The following is a 25,566-nucleotide window of genomic DNA, read 5'->3' on the forward strand; positions in this document are numbered from 1 at the left end:
TCCCGGGTTTATTTTTAATAAATGATTTAATTGACCTCCTACCAAATTAAGGGTAGCCAGGTTTAAAACTTTTACTTAATATAGTTAATTCATCTTGATTGATCAGATTCGGATCTTCGAACTGTAGCTTTAAAAAGTTAACCGGAACTTTTAAAGTACCATTTGTAGTACGCAATATGCAAGCTTCTTCATTCGCTGTGGAGGATACATAATGACCGATTTCGGATTCAATTTCAGATAAACGGATTAGCAATTCGTAATAGATGTAGAGTGGGATATTCACAACGCAAAGTTACCACAATAAAAAGCAAACATTTAATTATTGTTACATTAACATTAATTCATCTGCTAACCATAAATTAACAGTAAGCATTTTTTTCATTTAAGCTCATCAACCGGGGTTTAAAACTTAATCCCTGCTTAACAATAGTAGTTTTAAGTTTGCTGTTAAAATCAGAAAGGTTATGAAAAAACGCTCAACTCACTTAATCAACTCACTTAAAAAGAATGGTTTATTTCGGATAACAATGCACCTGCAGAAGAGTTAAAAAACAACCACCCACTTTAACGTATTGATAACAATCTTTTAACATTCAAAACGATTTAAATCAGTTAGTTATTCAGTTATTTGAAAGCGCAGATATTGATCTGCAACATCAATATCCAAACTGATTTTATGCCGTCTTTTTGCACTGTTATACCCTTTTTAGGGAACACCAATTTAAGTACCCCTCTTGCCATTGTTTTTATCGTTTGTCTGCTTGCCGTAGTCGGATTTGAGTTTGTAAATGGTTTCCATGATACTGCCAATGCTGTAGCTACTGTAATTTATACCAAAGCTTTAAAACCTGTTATCGCCATCCCCTGGTCGGGATTTTGGAATTTCATGGGTGTATTTACCGGAGGAATAGCCGTAGCGATGGGTATTTTAAAACTCGTTCCGCTTGATGCTTTAATGAACCTTCCTGTTGGCGTTGGCGCTGCAATGGTTTTGGCTGTTTTACTGGCCTCTATCGCCTGGAACCTGGGCACCTGGTACCTGGGCATCCCCTGCTCGAGTTCGCATACCATGATTGGTGCCATGATTGGTGCAGGTTTGGCTTTTACCTGGTACTACGGTGGCCAGGGCGTAAACTGGGGCAAGGCCGAAGAAATCGGTTTATCGCTCATTTTGTCCCCTATTATCGGTTTTGGCCTGGCCATGTTGCTGATGTACTTTTTAAAACATGTGGTTAAATACCATGCCCTTTTTCATATCCCAACAGGCGAGAACGACCGTCCGCCCTTATTGATCAGGGGTTTATTGATTACCACCTGTACTTTAGTAAGCTTTTTCCACGGCAGTAACGATGGACAGAAAGGTGTGGGTTTGTTGATGCTGATCCTCATTGCTTTTCTCCCTGCAAAATTTGCCGTGAACCACCATATCCCCAATGATAAAGTATTGTTCCAGCTTAACCAAACTGAACAACTGCTGCAAAAAACAGCAAAACTTAATCAAGGTAAAATACTCGATATTACCGCTCTTGTAAAGGAAATAGACCAAGCGAAATTCCACCTTTCCCTTAAAAATGAAACCGACAAGAAAAACACTTATCTTTTCCGTAAACAGATTGAAGAGGTTATTGCTGCTATAAAAACAGTAAGGGAAGATAAAACATTGGTAATTAACACAACCGACGATCAACTCCTTCATGATAATGCTTCCGAATTATCGAAACTGGTAGAATTTGCACCACTTTGGGTAATTCTTGTCATTTCGATTTCACTCGGACTAGGCACCATGATCGGTTGGAAACGCATAGCGGTTACTATTGGCGAAAAAATCGGTAACGAGCATTTAAATTATGCCCAGGGTGCTACTTCAGAAATTGTGGCAGCTTCTACCATTGGCCTGAGCACCGCTTTTGGCTTGCCGGTAAGTACCACACACGTATTATCGAGCGGTATAGCTGGTGCAATGGTGGCTTCTGGCGGACGAAAAAACCTGAACAGTAACACACTTAAAAATATTGGATTGGCCTGGGTGCTTACCTTGCCGGTATCGATTATATTGGCTATTTTGTTATTCATGCTTTTTCACCTGTTTATTTAACAGTTTTAAAATATTATTCTCCAAAAAATGAAACAGATACTTGTAGCAACGGATTTTTCAAGAAGTGCAGGAAATGCCCTCTCCTATGCACTGGCCATGGCAAAAACGCTGAAAATGGAAGTTGTAGCCATTCACGCCATCCATCCTACCGAAGGTATAAATAACAGTACCTACAATGCCATTTTTATCGAATCTTATTACGGAAATAAAAGAGCTGCTTTAAAAGAATGGGCTGAAAACATCCGTGAAAGGGAAAACCTTAAAGATGTAAAGCTCGAAACAATATGTGATGTTGGTTTTTTAAAAACAGTAATTACCAAACATACCGAAACCAATCCGGTAGAGCTTTTGGTAATGGGCATTACGGGTGCCACCGGGATCAGCGGAATTGTAGGCAGCAACGCCAGCATGGCGGTTACCAAAATGCGGATCCCAACATTAATTGTTCCTTTGGAGAGCAGTTTTACCAATTTCCCGATTATTACGCTGGCCACTGATTACGAAACCGTATTATCGCCAAAAGATATTACCGCCCTTAGCGAACTGTTAAAAGCCTCTGGAACGAGGAAAATGCAGGTACTTTATGTGGCCGAAAAATCGGATGAAGTACACATACAGACGGGTGAAAAACGGATCAGGGATCTTTTGCCAGATACGGAGATCGAATTTAACTACATTATGGACAGCAGTGCCCCAAATGGCATTATGGATTTCATTAAAAGTAACCATACCGATATCCTTTGCTTGGTTAAACACCATCACAATATTATTTACCGCTTATTTACCAGCAGCACTGTTAATCAGGTAATGAACAAAACGGTGAAGGCTATTTTGGTATTGCACGAATAGTTTTTTAGTCCAGAGTCGGGAGTCCGGAGTCTTTAGTTGATTGACGCTAAAGCAATGATAAAAAATCAATAAGCAATGAATGTTCTCCCTGGATACATTTCTTTCCACTCATTGTCATCCTGAGCGCAGTCGAAGGATCTTTCAACATGGAAAATGTAAGATGTATAATGGAATTAAATGATCAATTAGCGACAGCTACTAAAACTTTATATTCTCCCCTCGGCACACTCCCATCGATCAATTTGTCATCCTGAATGCAATGAAGGATCTTTAAGGATGGAAAATGTAAGAGGGATGATGGAAATGAATCACCAATGAGCAATTTTCAATGAGCAATGAGCAACCGCCATTAGAACATTACATCCTTTTTCGGCACACTCCCATCGATCAATTTGTCATCCTGAATGCAATGAAGGATCTTTAAGGATGGAAAATGTAAGAGGGATGATGGAAATGAATCACCAATGAGCAATTTTCAATGAGCAATTAGCAACCGCCATTAGAACATTACATCCTTTTTCGGCACACTCCCATCAATCAATTTGTCATCCTGAATGCAATGAAGGATCTTTAAGGATGGAAAATGTAAGAGGATTGATGGAAATGAATCACCAATTTTCAATGAGCAATTAGCGAGCGCCATTAGAACATTACATCCTTTTTCGGCCACTCCCATCGATCAATTTGTCATCCTGAATGCAATGAAGGATCTTTTATAATGAAAATGATTATATAGATCTCTCCTTTTCGCTTTGCTCCGGTCGAGATGACAACTTTTCTAATAAAATCTCCAGCTTGTAAATTTTTAAATAAAATCTTAATGTCCTTAATTTCTTAATGGTCAAAACGAGTAAGAACCAACAAATTAAAATGACTAAATGGCAACTACTGCTTCAACAATTTAACAATGAAATAAATAGGCAATTTTCAGCTCCTAACAAACCAATGACTAATAAACATCTATCTCCTTACCTTCTTATAAAGCCTCTCGATTTTTTTAGCATCCTTTTTAAAGGTTTGGATATAATCTTCTATTTCCTTTTTAGATAAGGTTTCTACCTTCGCCTTAACATCATCCTTAAAACGACCTACAGCAAGTAGTTGGTTTTTATTATCGCGAAATTTCACATTAGGAAAAAGTTCGGTGATGTGGCGCTTATTCCTTTCCCTGATCTCGCTCAGTTTAGTAAAGGATTTTGGATGTTTGTCGCTGTTAATGTCTGTAAGTGAATCATAATAGTCGTAATCGCCGATGTAATTGATAAGATTTAGGGTAACAATGTTCGGATCCATATTGTACATTTGTTTCAGTTAAATATAGGATTTTGTGTTCAGAATACAAGAAGTAACAGCATTTTTATAAGATAATTGGAGTTAATAATATGAAATTAGCAATGTCTATTATTGGGTGGTCTGGAGTGGTATTTTGCACCCTCGGATACCTTTTATTAAGTATGAAATTAATCCGCGCAGATTCAATTTCCTTCCAGGCACTTAATATTATGGGTGGATTATGCCTCGCAGTTACTGCCCTTGATACCCATGACCTTCCCAATGCAGCAGCAAATGTACTCTGGATGTCTATCGGTTTATTTGCTTTAAGCCGTCAGTTTAGCAAACGGGAGCAGAAACAACCTTAACTGGAGGTATGCAAAGTGTATCGTAGGCTTTTTGCTTATAATAGGCTAAACGTTCCGAATAAGCTTTTTTATCACTTTCCATCGAAAGATAAAAATAAACCCCATCAACCATTACAAAAATAAAATCTGCAGCAACCTGTGGGTTATCTACATTTGTAATGCATTGTGCATTGCATTGTTCGATCAACAGCGCAAGTTTATTGCGCAACGAATCCAGAATCAACTTATATTTTAGCTTGATTTTTTTTTCCCTGAATGCCAAAGCATAAAAAGTATAAAATAAACCGTCATCAAAAAGCAGGTTCCATTTTTTAGAAAACAACATTTCTATAGTTTTCTGTAAGTCATCCAGGCTTGCCTGTCCTTTATGTTTGATGGTATAAATCAATAAATATCGGTCTAGTATGTGGTCGATCAATTCGTAAGTGAGTCCTTCCTTGGTTTCAAAATAATGAATAATAAGGCTTGGGTTAATATCCATCACCTTGGCAATCTTGGCAATAGATGTATTTTCATAACCTTCTTTTTTGGCTACCTGATAAAATACTTTAATAATTTCCAGTCGTCTGGTCTCTTTTAGGCTTTTGCGTCCCATTATTCAGTTAATTTAATTGAGCAAACTACTCAAAAATAGCTTGATTCTGCAAATCTATTTTATTAATAGATTGAATGAACGTTCAATTAATATATTAATTGAATCTTAACTTAACCTTAATATGATATGTTCAATTTAGCACCGTTGAAAAGCACCTGTCATTTCAAAACAAACAACTAAATATTAAGTAAAATGAAAAAAAAGCTTCTATGGATGTTCAACCTTCTGATCCTACCTGCTAGCGCATTTGCTCAGGAGATTGCCATTAAAGGAATGGCCTCTGATGCAAAGACGGGAGAAACGCTACCAGCGGTAAACAAAGGGCTATGTTAGGAGCAGGGCAAATGGAAACCAAACTGAACAAAGTTCCCGATAATAACACCAAAAAAACATTTAAAATTTTAACAAACGAATTAGCTTTTATGAAAAAAAGATTTACTTACCCATCTTTGTTTTGCCTGAAGAAGAGTTTATGGGTAACCTGTTTACTTATCGTTATTTTCAATTCTGCCTTTTCCATTCCAAAAACGAATGATAAAACTGTTCAAAAGCCTTCGCAGCAAAAAAAAACAACAGAAAATGCCAGAATTATTAAAGGCCATGTTACCGATGAGAAGAAAATGGGTATTCCCGGAATATCAGTATTGATAAAAGGAACCAATACAGGTACAGTTACTAACCAGGAAGGCGATTTTTCAATCAAGGCTGACGATGGCGATGTACTTGTTTTAAGTAGTATCGGATATGTGAACAAAGAAATCACGGTTAATCATTCCGATACCTACCAGATTGTAATGACTGAGGATGCAAAAGCATTATCTGAGGTGGTAGTTACTGCTTTAGGTGTTAAAAAAGAACGGTCAAAATTAGGTTATGTGGCGCAAACGGTGCAAGGCGAAAATTTAGTGAAGGCAAGAGAGGCAAACCTAATCAGTTCGCTTACCGGAAGGGTTGCTGGCCTCAATATTAACAATTCTACTGATTTGTTCCAGGAACCAACTATTTCATTAAGGGGAAGAAAGCCACTTATTGTTATCGATGGCATACCAGACCAATCTGCAGATCTTTTTCGCGTAAATGCAGATGATGTCGAATCGGTAACCGTATTAAAAGGTGCCAATGCATCTGCACTATATGGCTCTATCGGACAAAATGGTGCAATTATGATTACCACAAAACGTGGCAAAGGGAATAATCTTAGTATTGATGTAAATAGTTCTACGCAAATACAGCCAAGTTTTATCAGGATTCCGCAAGTACAAACAGAGTATGGTGCAGGTTATAAGGGAAAATATACCTATGTTGATGGTTCAGGAGGAGGACCAGAAGGCTCTGGATGGATTTGGGGTCCGAAACTCGATCAGCCCGATGCCACTACGCCAAGTGGTTTTTTTGAAACGCCTCAATTTAATAGCCCAAGAGACCCGGTTACCGGAAAATTAGTTCCGCTTCCATTCCTTTCTAGGGGAAAAAACAATGTAGAAGACTTTTTTCAAACCGGACTAATTTCAAGTAATAACATTAGCATTACCCAAAGTTCGGAGAAAGGTTCCTTCCGGGCTTCAGCTTCGCATATTTATCAAAAAGGTATTGTGCCGAATACCGATTTAAACAATAGTTCCTTTAATGTTTCCGGCAATTATAAACTCTCAGATGCATTTACAATTGATGCAAGATTGAATTACAACCGCCAGTTTACCAAAAACTTTCCTGAAACAGGATACGGACCAACCAACTACCTTTACAATTTAGTTTTATGGACAGGGGCCGATGTAAGTGTGCAGGATTTAAAAGACTATTGGGTGCCGGGCAAAGAGGGCATTCAACAACGCAATTATAATGTCTCTTACTATAATAACCCATATTTCCAGGCTTATGAATATTTGCGCGGTTATGATAAAGACAACACCTATGGTTCATTAAACCTGAATTACAAAATCAGTCCGGCTTTTAGTGTTCAGTTTAGAAATGGACTAAACGCTTATGGCCTGAACCGAACCTATAAGGAACCAATGAGTTATATCGGCTATGGTAATAAATCAAGAGGACAGTTTACTGTTGCTACCCAAAACTACATTGACCTGGTTACTGATTTAATTGGAGACTACAACCATACTTTCAGCGATAAGTTTAAGCTACATGCTCAAGTTGGTGCTTCTAATTATTATAGAAATCACAAATACGGTTCTACAAATACTGATGGATTAAGCATTCCAGGTTTTTATAACCTTAGTAATTCTGCAAATCCACTTCAGGGCAGTAATGCTATTGAAGAAAGAAGAACAAGCAGCGTTTATGCGATTTTAGATCTGGAATTTTTAAATGCAATTTATTTAACTGCTACAGGCAGAAACGATGTCATTTCCACACTCCCAACGAATAATAACAGCTTTTTCTATCCTTCAATAGGCTCATCTGTCGTTGTTTCCCAGTTAACAAAATTGCCAGACTGGTTTAGCTATTTAAAAGCACGCGGTTCGTGGTCAAGAGTTTCAAGCGGTACACTTGGTGATGATACTTATACCTATGGTTATCTTCAGGCATTTGATAAAGGAACGAGCTGGAACAGTACTCCCGCACTAACTTTTGGCCGTTTGCTTAAACAGGCTAATCTTACCCCACAAACTTCCGACAGTTGGGAGGTAGGTTTGGATACCAAGTTTTTTAAGAACAGGTTAAGTGTTGAAGCCACTTATTACCAGACAAGCGATTTTAACAATATCGCTTCTCCGGATATTTCCATAACAAGTGGTTATGGTAGCCAGTTGGTTAACGGAAACGTTTATCAGCGTAAGGGAATGGAGTTTGTGGTTAATGGAACCTTGTTAAAAAGCAACGATTTTCAATGGGATATGGCCATAAATCTGAGCAAGTACCGCAGGTATTTAAAAGAAATTTATGGGGGTGCCGAAACATTGGGCAATCTGCGCGTGGGTGATAGGACAGACAGGATCTATGGTTCGGTTTATCAGACCAACAACCAGGGACAGATTATTTACGGAAGCAACGGTTTTCCATTAAATGATAATTTTTCAAGGTTTATTGGACACGAAGCTCCAGACTGGACTTACGGTATCGAAAATACTTTTAATTATAAGAGTTTCACATTAAAGTTTCTGGTTGATGGACGACTTGGCGGATTGATGTACTCGACAACCAACCAGAAAATGTGGTGGGGTGGTACACATCCGGGTACAGTTAACCAATACCGTGTTGATGCCAATGCAGGGAAAGCAACCTTTGTTGGCGATGGTGTCGTGGTTACCAGCGGAACAGCTACCTATGATGCCAAAGGTAATATTACAAGCGATACCCGTGTTTTCGCCCCAAATGCCAAAGCGGTAAACTACATCGATTATATGATCGAGACCAGTAATGCTGCCTACAATAACTACAACTATTTTTCGCAAACCTTCCTGAAATTAAGAGAAGTAACATTAGGATGGCAGGTACCAGCCAAGCTGCTGGGCAAATCATTTGTTAAAGGTTTAGATGTTTCAGTAGTTGGCCGTAATCTTTTATTGTTCTCAAAAATGCCAAATATTGATCCTGATCCTGCAAAGGATAACCTCCAAACGCCTTCGACCCGTTCATTTGGTTTTAACGTTAACCTTAAATTCTAATCTGAATGTATATGAAAAAGACATTATATATTGTATTATTTGCAGCAATTGCACAAATGGGCTGCAAAAAATTTAGCGAGTTCCAGGTAGACCCTAACAAAACTACTGCTGCAACACCCGATTTATTATTGAATGCCATTGAGCAAAAAGCCTTCCAGTCAACTAATCTTGATGTAGCGCTTGCTTCCCGTCAAATGATAAATACAGATGAAATTACCTTAAACCAATACTATGGTTGGAACCGGGGCAGCTATGCTACTTATGATACCCTGCGCCAGGTCGTGAAGATGGAACAAGCTGCGATAAACACAAACAAACCTCAGTATTTGCCACTTGTGAAGTTTTTTAAGGCCTGGAATTTTTTACAATTAACCCAGACTTTCGGCGATATTCCTTACAGTGAGGCTTTAAAAGCCGAACAAGGTATTGTTGCGCCAAAATATGACAAGCAGGAAGACATTTACTTAAATATTTTAAATGAGCTTAAATCTGCCAACGGAATGATTGACGGAAATACCGCAAATTTACAGGGAGACATTGTGTTCGGCGGGAATATACAACAGTGGAAACGCGCAATCAACTCACTTTCCTTAAGGGTATTAATCAGTTTATCGGTTAAGGAAAACGACTCCAAATTTGACATCAAGAAACGTTTTGCCGAAATTGTGAACAATCCAACGGATTATCCACTGTTTACTGGAAACTCGGACAACGCCCAGCTTAAATTTTACGATCTCCAGGGAAACCGCTATCCATATTTCAATAGTAACAGTATGCAAACCGCATATTATATGGATGAAACTTTTATCAATTTGTTAAAATCGCTTCAGGATTCCCGTTTATTCCGCTTTGCCGATAAAGCACCAAAATTCGCATCGCTTGCCGCAACAGATTTTAAGGCTTACGGCGGGGGAAATGGTAGCGCACCAAAAGATGAAAATACGGCCCGTACGCTTGCGGGAGAAGTTTCTAAAATCAACCCGCGTTATTACAATAGCCCGGCAAATGAAGCAAGTATCGCATTGGGTTATGCCGAGCAGCAGTTTATACTTGCGGAAGGCGTTGTAAGAGGATGGATTTCAGGAAGCGCAAATGATTACTATCAAAAAGGCATCAGGGCATCTATGCAGTTTTATACTATCGACGAGACCACTATCAATGCCTATCTGGCGCAGGCAACAGTGCAGTTAAATGCTAATGCAAATCCTCTGGCGAACATTATTACCCAAAAATACATCGCATCTTTCATGAACAGCGGCTGGCAGCCATTTTTTGAGCAGAGAAGAACTGGTTTTCCTGTTTTTGATACTACAGGAGCCGGTGTGTTAAATAACAAACGCATTCCAAAACGTTGGATGTATCCGGAATCTGAATTACGATTGAATCAGCAAAATGTTAGTGGGGCAATAGCAAGACAGTATCCCGAAGGTGACGACATTAATGGGGTAATGTGGTTATTGAAACCATAAAACAGACCATAACAGCACCGCCAATTTTGTCGGTGCTGTTTATTTAACCACAATCTCTAATTTCTACAAAACATAAAATGATTAAAAAAATTCTTTTCCTCTTCCTGATTTTGGTTTCAGTAAATGGCTGGGCGCAGAAAATAAAAACTAAAAAAGTGGTGTATGTTATCGCCGACGGCATTCCGGCTGATGTGTTTGAACGCTTAGAACTGCCAAATTTTAAACGGATTATTCAAGCCGGATCGTATTCCCGCATGCATGTGGGTGGCGATAAGGGTACCTACAATGAAACACCGACTATATCTGCAGTTGGCTATAATAGTTTGTTAACTGGCACCTGGGTTAATAAACACAATGTGCCTGATAATGCAATCAAAGCACCTAATTACAATTACCAGCATATTTTTAGGCTTTTTAAGAGTCAATATCCAAAAAAGACGACCGGCATATTCTCGAGCTGGACAGATAACAGAACAAAACTATTGGGCGATGGACTAAGTGAAACGGGTAATTTTAAACCGGATTATGTTGCAGATGGCTTTGAGCTGGATACGCTGCACTTTAAGCATGATAAAAAGGCCGATTATATGCATCTGATTGATGAGGAAGTGGTTAAGCAGGCCGCCGAAACGATCCAGAATAAAGCGCCCGATCTTTCCTGGGTCTACCTGGAATACACGGATGATATGGGGCACCAGTTCGGAGACAGCCCTCAGTTTTATAAGGCTGTCGGCATGCTCGACAAACAAATGGGTAAAATCTTCGATGCGATCAACTACCGTCAGGCTAAATTTAATGAAGACTGGTTAATGGTGATCACGACCGACCACGGAAGAGATGAGCAAACCGGTCGCGCACACGGCGGACAATCTGAGCGTCAACGTTCTACCTGGATGGTAAGCAATTATAAAAACCTGAATAATTATGCCCACTATTTTGATCTTGGCATTGTCGATATCATGCCCTCAATTGCACGTCACCTGAATTTAAAATTTCCCCGGAACGTAGAACAGGAGGTAGATGGAACACCGTTTATTGGCCCTGTATCCATCACGGCTTTAAAAGCAAATTATGTTCAAAACCATTTAGACATTAGCTGGAAAGCACTGGAAAAGAAGGGAAAAGTAAAAATTTGGCTGGCAACCACCAACGCTTTTAAAACAGGAGGAAAAGATGACTATCATTTATTGGGCGAGGTTGACGTTAATCAGCAACATTATTTGGCAGACCTTAAAAACTACCCATCCTCTTTCTATAAACTCGTAGTTGAAGCACCAGATAACATGCTCAACAAATGGATAAGCGTTAAGTAACTAGATTTATTCTAATAACTTTTGCAAGCCCAATAGCTGATCGTTTAAGATCAGATATTGGGCTTTTTTAATTACTTATTGCACTTATCTTAATTGAATAACATAAACAAAAAACTATATTTTTAAACTTCGGGATATCGTACTTTTCAACCAATTTTTAGGATGTATAGACCTTTTTTAGCAATACTTCCTGAGCGAAATTTGTATTCTAATTATCGGCAGAATCACGTTTATTGATTTTTCTAGCTGATGACAAATCCAAATTCAATAAAAAATGGTCAGTCCCACAATCTCATCAAGCCCCAGCGGTTTAAAAACTGCTATTATCCGATTTCTTATTTATGGTTCAATAATGGTTTTATTGTCTGAATTTTTAAAGTGGAATGTGCAGCACGAAGCAGGAAGTAATAAATTCAATGAAGAATCAGTTGTAGAATATGTGCAGAGCTTGCTACTCCTGCTAAGTGCCATTACTTACCTTTATATTTCATTCAAACATAAATCATCATTCCCACTTGCTTTTGCGTTATTTAGCTTCACAATGGCGTCTCTTATCAGAGAGCAGGACGCTTTTCTTGATGAGCATGTTTATGATGGAGCGTGGCAAACCGGTGCTTTTGGTCTACTTTTTCTTGCAACTATTATTGTATACAGAAATAAAAGACTCTTTTTTGCTAACCTAAACGGTTTCGTAAATAAATTTTCCTTTGGGATACTGCTATCAGGAATTTTAACTACTTATATTTTCGCGCGTTTGTATGGTAGAAAAGTGTTTTGGATGGCCGTTATGGAAAATCAATATATCCGTGATGTGAAGAATGTGTCAGAAGAATCGCTTGAACTTTTTGGTTATACACTTATCCTTATCGCTACTGTAGAATTTTACCTGCTTGCGAAAGCAAAAAGCAATTACCTGGCTTTAAAAATGAGCAACAGCCAAACGAAATTTAACCTTTCCGCATAATATACTTAATATATAATTTAAACCGATCAATGCCTGATTACCTAATGACTAATGGCATTGATCAGTTTTTTCCCAAGGCTCTTTAAACCTGTATTTCGTATTAAATAATTGAAAGAAATAATACCCAATATAGCGCAGCTTAATCCGGCTAATACATCAAGCGTATAATGATGACTGGTATAAACTGCCGAAAACCAGATGCCAAGCATTACCGTAAAAAAGAAAATATTAATTTTCCCCAAACGGTTCTTTAAGCCATAATAAACAACAATAACGGGATAAGATGAGTGTAGCGATGGCATTGCCGCAAATACATTAGAACCTTTGCTGTATATCCCGTGAAAAAGGGTAATGTTAAAATAATGATCGAAACGCGCTAATCCGGCAGTATTGCCAGCCGTTTTAGCTATAAACTCAAAGCCATGTTCCTGCACATACCAGGGCGGTGCTGCCGGGAAAGCATAATATACCACAAAACCCAACAGGTTTACCCAAACAAAAGTGAGCGAAAACCGAACAAACTGTTCTTTGTTTTTAAAGAACAGGTAAGTAGCGAATGCCAGCGGGACAGGCACCCACATCAAATAGAAAACCCCTGTTAATACATCTAAAAATGCAGTACTGTTTATCTTCCAGTACTCGTTCGGCGTAAGTATTAAGCCATGGTAGTTAATGCCAAACATTTTTCTTTCCAGCTCATATAAATCTTCAATATGGACGGTATTGAACAGGTAATTCGGAAAGGCTTTCATGTAATCGAAAAGGATCCAATAAACAATGAAGATCGAAAAACCGAGAATAAATCGCCTTGTTCCTACAGAAATATAAAACAGGCTGTTAAAAATAAAAATCAGCACCAGCTGATCGGTTTTAAAGCCGACCAGTAGTACTGATAACAACAGATATCCAACAGATACAGCAACTGTCAGATAAATATTCCGAAGATTATAAAAACTGTTTTTAAGCAATACTTCTTGCTGCATATTATTTTTTATCAAAATTAGACCGAAAAATATGGTCCCAAAAAGTCCAGCTTACCCCATAACCTTTGGTCGAATCGGAATAGTGGTGAAGCATGTGGTGTTGCTTTAGCTGTTTCCAGAAACCACTTTTAAAATTGGCATGATGAAGTGCGTAATGCACCATATCGTAAAAGAGATAACCGATCATAAAACCTGAGAAAAACGGATAAACTGTTGTATCTGGTAATAACCAATCGAAAAGAAAGTAAAAACCCAATGCCATCGGGATACTGGCTGAAGGCGGCATGACCAATCTTTTGGCATCATTGGGGTAATCGTGATGTACTCCATGAAAAATAAAATGGATTTTTTTGCCCCATTCTACATCTGGTTCGAAATGAAAAACATAGCGGTGCAGGATGTATTCTGTGATGGTCCAGATGGCTAAGCCCAACAAAAACCAGCCAGCAAAGGTTAAAGCCGGCATCTGTATTTCTGCCAATGCTTTCCAAAAAAGAAAACCGATAACGGGTACATATACCACCAAAGGCACGTAAAATTGTACTTTTGAAAGGCTTTCTAAAAAGTCGTTTCTAAACATCCTGATGGATGATTTCGAATTTGAAACAAAATTCTTTTTCATTTGGTAAAATTATTTAAACTGGTCTTTGACTCCGTTTATGTGTAATCGTCATCCTTAAATTGTTTCAGGATCTTTTCCTCAAACCACTTGTCATTCTGAACGCAGTGAAGAATCTCTAATCTATAAAACACAGAACCCATAAATTAACTTTAAAGATTCTTCCTTGCACTTAGCATAACAAATAAGGCCGTTCAAACTAACATTTACGACGTACGAAAAGACTTATTCAACACCTTATATGTTCCTAGGTGACTCAGGTGGTCAAGTATTAAACAGGTGCATTTTTATGACCACCTTAGTCACCTAAGCTCACCTTAGTTTTATACGTAGCGTCTTTCTAATGAGCCTTAACAAAAGATTCTTCGTTGCACTCAGAATGACAATCAACGCCACCCGCAAAACGCCCCACGCTACACCTTAATTCTTTCAACTAACACCTTTGAAGGCTCTGAAGCATCAAAACCTTTTATCTCTACATATTTTACATTCGGAAACCAGAATGTACCGCCTTCAATCCGAAGGAATATCCTTTCTAACTGCATTTTTTTATTGTTAATTGTCGCAAAAACATGGTATTTTTTGTCTGCACCAGATTTATTCAGGTACATAGGCAGTTTTTTATGTGAGGTAAACCGCAGTTCAAACTGTCCGTTACCCAGATTTTTGCTCATAATTCCATAGGCAAATTTCCGTTGGATATAACTCAGTTCTTTCTTCTCGCCATTATCCCCATAACGTATCCAGAATACATTTACAGGTTGATCTTTATTCACTACTCCATGTTTGTCTATATTTAACTGGCAAATAATGGTATTGGTATTCGGATCGCGCTGTAGATAAAAAAGCTGGTTACTGATGTCTTTTGGAGTTGGAAAAGTAATCGGCGAAGGATCACTTCCCTGTGCATTTGCATGAAAAGAAAGCAGACCACCTAAACTCGTCATCAAAACCAGTCCCGCAATTAATGCTGCCCTGTTATTTCCTTTTCTTTCGTTAAACTCTTGCGCCTCGAGACCTTTTTTGGCTTCCTGCAGCCGTTTTACAGCGGTGATATTGGTCAATAAAGCCATTATGGTAATTGGCATGGTAAAAATCGACATCGTTTCAAAAACATGGAAGGATATGCCCGGCACATAAAGTTTATAATTGCCACCAATAAAGTGCCCGGCGATACCACAGACAATGGCAAAAACACCGATGGTGACTACACGTTCCGGCCTTTGCATTAAACCACCTTTACACTCCACACCTAATCCCTCGGCCCTTGCGCGGGTATAACTCACCATCATTGAACCGATGAGCGCAATAAAAGCAAATAGCGAACTTAAAAAATAATGATGTGCCACCAGGTAATAACAAATCCCTAAAAACATAATCATTTCGCTATAGCGATCGAGCACCGAATCGTACAAAGCACCAAATTTCGAACTCATGTTCCCTAAACGGGCTACCTGCCCATCGAGCATATCGAATAAACCCGCAAAAAGCACCAGTGCTCCTCCCCAACCGATGTATGACATATCACCGCGGTTTGATTTTTCGGCACCCAGCACAAAAATGATTGCCACACCGATATTCAGGATCAAACCGATAGTGGTGACGGCATTTGGGGTTAAGCCAATTTTAATCAAGCCCCGAACAAAAGGATTGATCACTTTATAAATGCCCTGTTGCAGGCTGTCCCTTAATTTCTTTTCCATAGCTTTTTTCTTAAAAATCAAATTTTACCCTTGCCCTTATTCCCCATTCTGAAACCTCCGGATGGTTAAGGTAATTGAAGCGTTTTACCAGATCGACCCTTAACAGTTTAAAGATATTGCCTACCCCAATACTGCCTTCCATATAAGGATCATTACCCAATGCATAAGTCCGCTGTGCACCATTTTCATAAACCGGAAGCTGATATAGACCAGATTGAAAATTCGGATTGTTCTCGTTCCTCAAACCACCATATAAGGCTTTGAACGACACCACTTCTCTCAACTTTAATTTTTTGATCAATGGCACTTTGTTAAAAAAGAAACCGTTAAAATTATGGTCGATATTGATGCTTACGTAATGATCGCTCACAAACTCAAGAAAGTTCATCAGGTTATATGAGTTAAGCTGATAAGCATAGGTTTGGTTGGCCCGGTGTATATCCAATAAAGGGAAAGGAACTTTTCCGGCAATATAACTGCCCTCTACCGTTACATCACTATAGCCCAGCTGTGATAAATAAAAACGTTTATCAATGCTTCCCAATAGGTTATGATAATTGTATTCGCCACCCAAAACACCTTTTAAACCAGCGGTATAACGTAAATTAAATACCGGATAGCGGTCGGCAATCGGCACACGGTATATTTTTCCCTGGTAAAATTTCTCATTCGGGGCGTATCTTAACTGTAGCGAAACCTCACTGGTGGTTAACCTGTTTACCAATTGATTATTTGAATTTAAATAATTCAATCCGCCGGCTGGTGTCTGACTCCATTTTTTAAAACCCAGGTTATAAGAAAAGTGGTTTTCGAACTCTTTTACATAATCCAGGCGGTAAAAATCGTTATACAGCAACATATCATTTACACCTCTTTTAAAGGAAAGTAAAAAGTTATCTTCCTGCACAAACTGAAGCTCTTGTCCGGGGATTTTGGTATCACGCTGAAAACTGGCCCTGATGTAGTTTTGAGGAAATTCGTAGATCGATTTATTGTTTAACGAATAAGTTCCGGAAAGAAAAAACTTCCATTTCTCATCTTTGATACCATAAGCCAGGTAATTTTCGAAATAATAACGTTTACTGAGCTCGGGTGTTGTTCGGCCTCCAAACCGCAGTCTTAAACCCTCTACATTGTTAAAACTGTAAAAAGTATTTACCGGACCAATTTCGTAAGGACCAAGATTCTGATAACCTGCAAATAAAAGGGTTACGATTTTCATCGTGCGTTTAAAAGATGGCAGATTCTGCAGGGTATCAATATTGCCATAAATCTTCAACTGATTTTTTGAAATGGTATCAAGCCTGTTTTTCTCCCAAAATTTATCATCTTTTTTTGCAGCATCAGCCAGCACAACAGTGCTTTTCCCTTGAAAAACGGAATCAGGCAACGCGGTATCGAACTGATAATTTTTGAAAGTAACCGTACGTTCGCCAGTAAAGCCTATGCCTTTTGTTTTGCCGATACCGAAATCGGCCAACAGATTGCTTTTGCTTAAGCTGTATTTGCCTTTATCGTTGGCTTCAAAATCAAGATCGACTTTGAGTGCACGTACAAAGTTGAGGTTAATGTTTTTGTTTACGCCAAATGAAGCGCCGGTAACAGCATAATGACTATCATTGGTTACATAAATTTTCCCCTCGAATAACATATCATTCGTATTGCGGGGGGTAAAAGACAACTCAATAACCTGTGGTTTTTGATTTTTTAGCGTATCGGTGATGAAGAACTTATAAAAAGCAGGCGCACCATCTGCAATCGGACTTAAAAACTCATTGCTGATCACCGAAATGTTGTTTTTATAAATATCAATATCCTGATACATTCTATCGAAATAAGTTTTCATTCCTTTATTATCGATGTACCTGCTATCGAAGTTTACCTGCTTTTCGGCAATAACAATAGTTTTATTCTTTTCAGGATCTTTACTGAGGTAATGATCGGCCAGTTTCTCCTGAATATATACCGGTAACAGGTTTTTTCCGCCAATTAAGGTAGAATCCTGTTCCTGAAACAGAAACTGATAATTCCTGAACATTCTTTTGCTCTTGAACTTATCCGAAACATTGCTTAAGGAAAACAACATCTTCTCATACTCCCTGAAAGAAGCCGTATTATAACTCTTAATGCGGTTTTCTTCTTTATGGGCAATTACCTGGCGGATCAGCTCAACTGCAGGATTATCTTTATTGCGGTACTTCACCTTTTTCCCACCTACAATAACCACTTCATCCAAAGCCCTTGCATCGGGTACTAAGGCCACGTCAAATTCCTGCGTAGCAGAAGGCACAATATTTTTAAAAACGGTTCGGTAGCCCACGTAGTTGAAACTGATTTCGCTTTGTGGATTTGGCGAAACGAGTGTATATTTTCCATTTACATCCGTCTGTGTACCAATTTGGGTATCTTTAAAGAAAACGGAAACATTGGGCAGCGTTTCTTTGGTTACAGCATCGCGCACGGTTCCAGAAACCACAGTTCTTTGGGCAAAAACATTTACCTGCAAAATAAAACTTGGGATCAGGAATAAAAAAAATGAATAAATCGCTTTCATTTAACTTGTAAAAATAAACTGCCTTTGCATGATATAATTGTAGCTGATGCCGGTTAAAACCGAGCTTAGCACTTTAGCGAGTACGTAATTGAGATTAAAAAAATGGGTAAAAATAAACACCCCGGTGGTAACTATGGCCAGATTGCCTGCCCATACCAAAATATACCTGAACACCTGCCACTTCACCTCCTTCGACCGGCTTTGAAAAACCCATTTGCGGTTAACATAAAAATTAACCACACCGCCAGAAATGGTGCCTATGATGCTTGCTGCCAGGTACCACAGTCCGAAAAGGTTTACTGCAATGATGGTGATACCAAAATCGGTTGCAGAAGCTATTAAGGATGATGCCTGTGCTTTTAGGTAGGTAAGCATGTCTAAAAAAAATCGAAAACCACTACCAGCTGGAGGAGTATATTTGCGTAAATCCCGGCCAGTATATCATCAGCCATTACGCCCCAACCGCCTGGCAATTCTTCCAGTTTACGGATATAAAAGGGTTTCAGAATATCAAAAAACCTAAAAAGAACAAGCCCAATAAGGGTATATTGCCATTTTAAAGGCACAAATAACAGGGTAATGCACATTCCCGCCACTTCATCAATCACTACCCTGTTATGGTCTTTGCCCCAAATCTCTTCTACCCGGTCGGCACTCATGATCCCGATCATTACAATGAACATGGTAGAAAGTATTGGCCATAAATATGGGTTGGTATAAGGGCTCTGGCAAAGGTGCCAGCAGATACAGGTTGCTATAGCAGCGTATGTACCGGCGCCTTTGCCGATGTAGCCAATGCCCAGGGCCGTTGAAAGAAATTTGTGGATAAACACTATACCGTTTCTATCAGTTCTTCTTCATAATCCTGACCTAAATGGGTGATCAACTCTTCGCCCATGATGTAACGTAAGGTATTCTGAAGTTTCATTAACTGTTTGAAAATGTCGTTCTCTGAAGGTACACCTGGAATCGTTTGTGGCGATTTCAAGTAGAATGATAACCACTCCTGGATACCCGACATATTTGAGCGTTTAGCAAGATCGATAAACAAAGCAAGATCCAATACAATTGGTGCAGCTAAAATTGAGTCGCGGCAAAGGAAATTGATTTTGATCTGCATTTTGTAACCCAACCAACCGAAAATATCGATGTTATCCCAACTTTCTTTATTATCACCGTGAGGAGGATAATAGTTGATCCTGATTTTGTGGTACATATCGCCATATAAATCCGGGTTAACTTCTGGTTTGAAAATATCTTCCAGCACACCCAGTTTAGATACTTCTTTGGTTTTAAAATTATCCGGATCGTCTAATACCAAACCATCACGGTTGCCTAAAATATTATCTGAGAACCAACCATTTACACCCAATGAACGTGCAGCTAAACCTGGTGCCAAAATAGTTTTCATTAAGGTTTGACCAGTTTTAAAATCTTTACCTGCAATTGGGGTATCGGTTTCTTTAGCCAGTTCGATCAATGCAGGGATATCAACTGTTAAGTTTGGTGCACCATTAGCGAAAGGAATGCCCAGTTTTAATGCAGCATAGGCGTAAATCATACTTGGCGCAATACGCAAATCGTTGTCTTTTAAACCTTGCTCAAATGCAGCAAGCGATTCGTGTACTTCTGATGCTTCAAAATAAATTTCGGTAGAACCACACCAAACCAATACAATACGGTCGCAGTTGTTTTCGGCCTTGAAGTTTTTAATATCTTCCATTACCGCTAAAGCCAGTTCGTAACGGTTATCGATGTCCTTTACATATTTACCATCCAGGTTTTTTACGTAGTTTCTGTCGAAAGCGGCGCGCATCGGTTTAATGGCCTGTAACTCTTCACGCACATCGCGCAAAAGGTTGGCATCCAGTACACGGGCGTTTAACGCAGCTTCGTAAACATTATCTTCATAAACGTCCCAGCCACCGAAAACTAAATCTTCCAGATTGGCTAAAGGCACAAAATCTTTAATTTTTGGCTCTTTTTTTTCTGTTCTTTTACCCAAACGGATAGTGCCCATCTGCGTTAACGAACCAATCGGTTTTGAGATGCCTTTTTTAATTGCAGCAACTCCGGCGATCATGGTTGTAGCTACAGCGCCAAGTCCTGGCATTAATATTCCCAGCTTACCTTCAGCTGCTTTTACTTGTTGTTTCATTCTGTTTTTTATTTAAAATCTTATAACCAATTGTTTTTACGGTACCAGTTGATGGTTTCGTTTAGTCCCTGTTCCAATCCGAACCGGGGAACAAAACCAAAATCGTTCTGAATATTTTTAATGTCGCAGCCCCAGTTAAGGGCAGTGAGCTCTTTTATTTTATCTACATTTAGGGCGGGTATTTTATTAAATACGCCATACACATGTTCCATCGACCATGCCAAACCTTTAATCAACGGCACAGGTACATTTACCCTTACCGTTTTTTTACCTAAAGCCTTACTTACATAATGAGCGAGCGATGAGCGGTTGTACACTGCCCCATCGGATATATTGTAAGCCTTGCCCGCCACTGCAGAAGCAAGCGCTTTAATGATGATATCGGCCAGATCAGTAGCATATACAAAACTGAGTTCCTGTTCCTGCTTGCCGATGTAAAGCTCCAGCCCAGCTTTAATGGTTTTGATCAGTATGAAAATGTCTTTCTCCCGTGGGCCATAAACCGCTGTAGGCCTGAAAATGATCAGTGGCAGATTGGAAATTTGCGCCAGATAAGTCTCAGCCAGCGCCTTACTGATGCCATATTGGGTTACCGGATTAGATGCACTTTTTTCCGTCAGTTTATCGTTTTTCTGCTTTAAAGGACCCAGAGCCGCCAGACTACTGATAAATATAAATTTCTCTATCGCATGTGTTGATTTCGAAGCAGCTACAGCTAAATTCCTGGTATATATTGCGTTGATCTTATTGTAATCTCCCAAATTCTTTGCCTTGGTTACTGCAGCGGCATGTACGATATAATCGTATTTTTTCTCTTCGATATTTTCTTTTAGTAAGTAGATCGATTCAAAATCCAGGTCGACATAATTGATCTTAAAATCTTTAAGGTGATTTGCGGCGGCCGATTGACGCACATTTGCATATACTTCCAATCCATTGGCTAAAGCAGATTTAATCAGGTGGTACCCTACAAATCCTGTCGCCCCGGTAATCAACACCCGCTTTTTCATATCGCTTTCTCTAAAATTCTGTATTTGCGGTACAGTTTGCCGCCTATATCTTCAATCGGTTTATTGATCAGATCGTTATGGTCTAAAGTCCAGCTCGCCTCTGCATATTTCATATTTTTAGCCTTGAAATGTTTGATGATACGACCGTAAAGACAAGCTTCAATCCCCATTTTGCGGTAACCATCAACCACACCAAGCAGTAAAATGCGGATACCATCTATTTTCTTTTTATTAGCTAAAAGTTTGATCAAACCTGTAGGAAAAAGCCTTCCACGTTTAATTTTGATCAGAATCTGATTGATATCAGGAATGGCCAGTGCAAAACCCACAATTTTACCATGCTGCTCTGCCAGGATGCAAAATTCAGGATCAAGGATCATTTTTAAATCGTTTGCCGTATAATCAAACTCTTTATCCGTCATCGGTACAAAACCCAGGTTTTTATCCCAGGCTTTATTGTACACCTCTCTTACCGCATTACATTCCTCTTTGAATTTCTTCATGTTAATTTTACGGAGGATGATGTCGTTACGGAGAAGCCGTTCTTCTATCCTATCCAGTAGTTTAACTGATCTTTCGCTATAATTACCAGCGGTATAACGATAAGCCCTTAAATCAACATTTTTTTGAAAACCCATTTGCTCCAAAAGCGGCAGATAATATTGGGCGTTATAAGGCATCATGGCTACGGGCGGACCATCAAAACCTTCAATCAGCAATCCACACACTTCGTTGGTGGAGAAATTAACCGGTCCTAAAACTTTGGTTAACCCATTTTCCTTTAACCATTCCTGTGCCGCATCAAAAAGCTGTTTAGCTGCAGATGCATCATTGATACAATCAAAAAAGCCAAAAAATCCGTCTGTTGATTCGTAGACTTTATTATGGTTGGTATTGTTGATTGCTGCAATACGTCCAATTACCTTGCCTCCATCATAAAGCAGAAAAAGCTGGATTTTGGAGTGTTCGTAAAAAGGATGTTTGCCAGGGGTAAGTAGGTCGCGCTGCGCAATAAAAAGTTCAGGAACGTAATTTACGTCATCTGCATACAGTTCATGCGGGAAATCTACAAATGCCGCCAATGCTTTTTTATCAGAAACCTTGATCAGTTCTCTCATGATTGGCTTCCTACTAATTCTACGTTAACAGCCTTAAAAGCTGCACTTAATTGCTCAATCGCCGATTCAATCTGTTCGAAGCTATGTGTAGCCATTAAAGAAAACCTGATCAAAGACGAATCTGAAGGTACTGCTGGTGAAACAACCGGATTAACGAAAACCCCGTTTTGCTGAAGGATATTCGTAATCATAAAGGTTTTGGTGTTATCGCGGATGTAAATGGGTATAATCGGACTGTTGCTGTGCCCAATATCGAAACCTGCATTGAGCAAAAGTTTCTTCGCATATTCTGTATTGGCCCAAAGTTTATCAATACGTTCAGGTTCTGATTCGATGATATCCAATGCAGCAATCACACTTGCCACGGCTGATGGCGGCATACTGGCACTAAACATCAACGACCTTGCACGGTGTTTGATATATTCGATGGTTTCGGCACTTCCCGCAATAAAACCACCAAGAGAGGCGAGCGATTTGCTAAAAGTACCCATAATCAGGTCTACATCCTCCGTAAGATTGAAATGTGATGCCGTTCCTGATCCATTAAAGCCAATTACCCCAAGGCTATGCGCATCATCCATCATGATGTTGGCACCAAATTCATTGGCAATTTCTACCATTTCTGGAAGATTAACTAAATCGCCTTCCATACTAAAAATACCATCAGAAACAATCAGTTTGGCGGCATCTTCAGGTAAACGGCTTAATTTGCGGCGAAGATCCTGCATATCGTTGTGCGCATACTTGATTGTACGGGCAAAGGCCAGGCGACTGCCATCAATAATCGAAGCATGATCGTACTCATCAAGCAAGAGGTAATCATTACGATCTAATAAACAGGATATTACCCCTAAATTCACCTGAAAACCAGTGCTAAAAAGCACCGCAGCTTCTTTGCCTACATACTCGGCCAAACGGTTTTCCAATTCGAGGTGGATATCGAGCGAACCATTTAAAAACCGCGAACCAGCACAACCTGTACCATATTTTTCGATGGCGGCTTTTGCAGCTTCTTTTATTTTAGGATGATTGGTTAACCCTAAATAGGAATTAGAACCAAACATGAGCACCTTTTTCCCATTGATCACCACCTCGGTATCCTGGGCAGATTCTATCGACCTGAAATAAGGATATAATCCCTTTTCTTTTATCACCGCCGCATCCTTAAAAGAGGCAATTCTATCTTGTAATTTTTTACGCATGCTGAACACTTATATTCTTCAGTTTTTAAAACCCTGTTCTGAAAGTTTAGCCAGCAACTTGAATGCTACTTGTAGAGATTGAAATCAACCAGGTAGATTAAGACCGCATTAGCCAAACGATTTGATAACACAATTTTAACGCGGAATTGAGGCCAAAAAAAGGTTCAAATGTGGGATATATTGGTCAAAAAGTCGGATCGATGAAATGTGACATTCAGATGAATTGACCAATTGACATTCTGACTTTTATTATAAAATAGTAAAAAAGTTAAAAACAGCTTAAAACGTACTATAAATCACATAAATAACTGTTTTTTAGCAAAGTACAAACCAATAATTTATTAATCAAAAACATAAAAATCAATCAGAAATTAGTCATTTTAAAAAATTATGCTTGCAAAAATGATCTTGAACATTACATTTGCGGGTACAAAATCCGACAGATAAAGGGCGAAATCCATCCGAAAAAAGATGGCTGAAATTGGTGTATAAAAGATGATCGTATCTGTTAAGAAATTATTAAAAAATACTGAACGATTTTATGCAACAAGAGTTACTCAATAAAACTTTTTCAGAAAAAAACCATGAGGAAGCACTTTCTTTGAACGATGGCCTGATGGCAAAAATACACCACAGCAGCGATCCAAATTATTGCAGTTCGGAGCCTTTCCGTGTATCGAGTTATGCCCTAATCCTTATTACTAAAGGCAAGCTCAATATTAAGATCAATTTTGAAGATTATGTGCTCAACCACAGGGATATTTTACTGGTTTTGCCACATTCTGTTTATGAAATTGCAGATAATAGCAGCGTTTCGTTTATCAGTATCCATTTTAATAAGAGCTACCTTAAAAATAAGGGTATATTTTTTAACAATGGCGAAACATACCGGATGTCGAAAGATGTTCAATCACATAAATTTTCATTATCGAAAGAGGAATACACCTTTATTTATTACGATATGCTGGCGCTCCACAAGAAACTTAATGTTTCAAAAGATACGCCACAGATCAAAAATATTGTGCACAACAGCTTTTTGGAACTTCTTTATGATATTTTCCTCCTTAAAAACAAACAGAAAGATTCTAAACCATTAGTACATAACAGTCGCACGGAATTAACCAACCGGTTTTTATCGCTGGTCTCGGAAAACTTTAAAAAGGAAAAGCGTGTAATTTATTATGCCAATTGTTTGCGCATTACGCCGAGGCATTTATCGCAGGTGGTGAAACAGGTTACAGACAGAACAGCTGGAGAAATTATTGATGAAATGGTAATCAGGGAAGCCAAATTGCTACTAACCAGCCATGTAATGAATATTTCGGAAGTAGCCATGGAACTACGTTTTAGCAACTCCTCTTTTTTTGGCAAGTATTTTAAAAAACAGACGGGAATTACGCCTTCTGAGTACAAAATGTCGAATAATATTGCAGTATAGATCAGTGAACCGTCATTTCGATTGAAGCAAACCGATTTAAGGATTTGTTTTTATTTACCTATGGTATGCAGCTTGTTTCACAGGTTTCACCGGTAGCGAAATGGAGAAATCTTTCGATATAGATTTCTATACTCCTCGACGCCACTATCGATGACATATTCTAAAAATCGGCGTCATCTCGACCGGAGCAACGCGTAGTGGAGAGATCTTTGGACTACATTAAAAGATCTCTC

Annotated in this window: 21 protein-coding genes; 8 read left to right on the forward strand and 13 right to left on the reverse strand. The window is 38.9% G+C overall.

The window, feature by feature from the left end:
• Nucleotides 1-46 precede the first annotated feature (46 nt).
• The gene (locus KYH19_RS12835; protein ID WP_219075405.1) at nt 47-283 is read right to left on the reverse strand and encodes a hypothetical protein; all 237 of its coding nucleotides are present in this window, start codon (nt 281-283) and stop codon (nt 47-49) included.
• A gap of 393 nt (nt 284-676) precedes the next feature.
• Between KYH19_RS12835 and KYH19_RS12840 the strand changes: the two genes are divergently transcribed.
• Nucleotides 677-2,095 carry an inorganic phosphate transporter gene (locus KYH19_RS12840; RefSeq protein WP_219075406.1) on the forward strand — a complete coding sequence of 473 codons (1,419 nt, stop codon included), beginning with the start codon at nt 677-679 and terminating at the stop codon, nt 2,093-2,095.
• Nucleotides 2,096-2,122: 27 nt separating this feature from the next.
• Nucleotides 2,123-2,944, forward strand: a complete 822-nt coding sequence (locus tag KYH19_RS12845; protein ID WP_121286897.1) for a universal stress protein — start codon at nt 2,123-2,125, stop codon at nt 2,942-2,944.
• Nucleotides 2,945-3,904: 960 nt separating this feature from the next.
• Here the strand turns inward: KYH19_RS12845 and KYH19_RS12850 are convergent.
• Entirely contained in the window at nt 3,905-4,237 is a 333-nt protein-coding gene (locus KYH19_RS12850) for a hypothetical protein (RefSeq protein WP_219075407.1), read from the reverse strand.
• Between the two features lie 161 nt (nt 4,238-4,398).
• Between KYH19_RS12850 and KYH19_RS12855 the strand changes: the two genes are divergently transcribed.
• Complete coding sequence (locus KYH19_RS12855; protein WP_132400892.1) at nt 4,399-4,584, forward strand: hypothetical protein; 186 nt, start codon at nt 4,399-4,401, stop codon at nt 4,582-4,584.
• Here the strand turns inward: KYH19_RS12855 and KYH19_RS12860 are convergent.
• The gene (locus tag KYH19_RS12860; RefSeq protein ID WP_219075408.1) at nt 4,556-5,179 is read right to left on the reverse strand and encodes a TetR family transcriptional regulator; all 624 of its coding nucleotides are present in this window, start codon (nt 5,177-5,179) and stop codon (nt 4,556-4,558) included. The two genes, KYH19_RS12855 and KYH19_RS12860, sit on opposite strands and share 29 nt — an antisense overlap.
• Before the next feature lie 326 nt (nt 5,180-5,505).
• Here KYH19_RS12860 and KYH19_RS12865 point away from each other — a divergent pair, with 326 nt between their 5' ends.
• The 4 genes from KYH19_RS12865 (at nt 5,506) to KYH19_RS12880 (ending at nt 12,548) form a co-directional block, all read left to right on the forward strand.
• Complete coding sequence (locus KYH19_RS12865; protein ID WP_219075409.1) at nt 5,506-8,802, forward strand: SusC/RagA family TonB-linked outer membrane protein; 3,297 nt, start codon at nt 5,506-5,508, stop codon at nt 8,800-8,802.
• An 11-nt stretch (nt 8,803-8,813) separates the two neighbouring features.
• Nucleotides 8,814-10,271 (forward strand): SusD/RagB family nutrient-binding outer membrane lipoprotein, encoded by a 1,458-nt coding sequence (locus KYH19_RS12870; RefSeq protein ID WP_219075410.1) that lies wholly within the window; start codon nt 8,814-8,816, stop codon nt 10,269-10,271.
• A gap of 77 nt (nt 10,272-10,348) precedes the next feature.
• Complete coding sequence (locus KYH19_RS12875) at nt 10,349-11,584, forward strand: alkaline phosphatase family protein (protein ID WP_219075411.1); 1,236 nt, start codon at nt 10,349-10,351, stop codon at nt 11,582-11,584.
• Between the two features lie 274 nt (nt 11,585-11,858).
• Entirely contained in the window at nt 11,859-12,548 is a 690-nt protein-coding gene (locus tag KYH19_RS12880) for a hypothetical protein (protein ID WP_219075412.1), read from the forward strand.
• A gap of 41 nt (nt 12,549-12,589) precedes the next feature.
• Here the strand turns inward: KYH19_RS12880 and KYH19_RS12885 are convergent, their stop codons facing one another.
• From KYH19_RS12885 to KYH19_RS12930, 10 genes are all read right to left on the reverse strand, one after another.
• Nucleotides 12,590-13,531 carry a phosphatase PAP2 family protein gene (locus KYH19_RS12885; RefSeq protein ID WP_219075413.1) on the reverse strand — a complete coding sequence of 314 codons (942 nt, stop codon included), beginning with the start codon at nt 13,529-13,531 and terminating at the stop codon, nt 12,590-12,592.
• A gap of 1 nt (nt 13,532) precedes the next feature.
• A complete protein-coding gene (locus KYH19_RS12890; RefSeq protein ID WP_219075414.1) occupies nt 13,533-14,153 on the reverse strand; it encodes a sterol desaturase family protein in 621 nt (206 codons plus the stop codon).
• 410 nt (nt 14,154-14,563) lie between these two features.
• Nucleotides 14,564-15,853 (reverse strand): DUF4833 domain-containing protein, encoded by a 1,290-nt coding sequence (locus tag KYH19_RS12895; protein ID WP_219075415.1) that lies wholly within the window; start codon nt 15,851-15,853, stop codon nt 14,564-14,566.
• Nucleotides 15,854-15,863: 10 nt separating this feature from the next.
• Nucleotides 15,864-18,407: a DUF5686 and carboxypeptidase-like regulatory domain-containing protein gene (locus tag KYH19_RS12900; protein ID WP_219075416.1), complete on the reverse strand. Its 2,544-nt coding sequence runs from the start codon at nt 18,405-18,407 to the stop codon at nt 15,864-15,866.
• Nucleotides 18,408-18,782 (reverse strand): GtrA family protein, encoded by a 375-nt coding sequence (locus KYH19_RS12905; protein WP_219075417.1) that lies wholly within the window; start codon nt 18,780-18,782, stop codon nt 18,408-18,410.
• 2 nt (nt 18,783-18,784) lie between these two features.
• Nucleotides 18,785-19,240, reverse strand: a complete 456-nt coding sequence (locus tag KYH19_RS12910; protein ID WP_255562416.1) for a phosphatidylglycerophosphatase A — start codon at nt 19,238-19,240, stop codon at nt 18,785-18,787.
• On the reverse strand, nt 19,240-20,565 hold the full coding sequence (locus KYH19_RS12915) for an inositol-3-phosphate synthase (protein ID WP_219075418.1): 1,326 nt from the start codon (nt 20,563-20,565) through the stop codon (nt 19,240-19,242). Before KYH19_RS12915 ends, KYH19_RS12910 begins: the two co-directional genes overlap by 1 nt.
• A 20-nt stretch (nt 20,566-20,585) precedes the next feature.
• Entirely contained in the window at nt 20,586-21,575 is a 990-nt protein-coding gene (locus tag KYH19_RS12920; RefSeq protein WP_132400855.1) for an NAD(P)-dependent oxidoreductase, read from the reverse strand.
• Entirely contained in the window at nt 21,572-22,693 is a 1,122-nt protein-coding gene (locus KYH19_RS12925; RefSeq protein ID WP_132400852.1) for a hypothetical protein, read from the reverse strand. Before KYH19_RS12925 ends, KYH19_RS12920 begins: the two co-directional genes overlap by 4 nt.
• Nucleotides 22,690-23,895, reverse strand: coding sequence for a pyridoxal phosphate-dependent aminotransferase family protein (locus KYH19_RS12930; RefSeq protein ID WP_219075419.1), 1,206 nt, complete (start codon nt 23,893-23,895; stop codon nt 22,690-22,692). Before KYH19_RS12930 ends, KYH19_RS12925 begins: the two co-directional genes overlap by 4 nt.
• Before the next feature lie 541 nt (nt 23,896-24,436).
• Here KYH19_RS12930 and KYH19_RS12935 point away from each other — a divergent pair.
• Complete coding sequence (locus tag KYH19_RS12935; RefSeq protein WP_121286932.1) at nt 24,437-25,333, forward strand: AraC family transcriptional regulator; 897 nt, start codon at nt 24,437-24,439, stop codon at nt 25,331-25,333.
• Nucleotides 25,334-25,566 lie beyond the last annotated feature (233 nt).

This window comes from Pedobacter sp. D749 (genome assembly GCF_019317285.1).
Classification (GTDB): Bacteria; Bacteroidota; Bacteroidia; order Sphingobacteriales; family Sphingobacteriaceae; genus Pedobacter.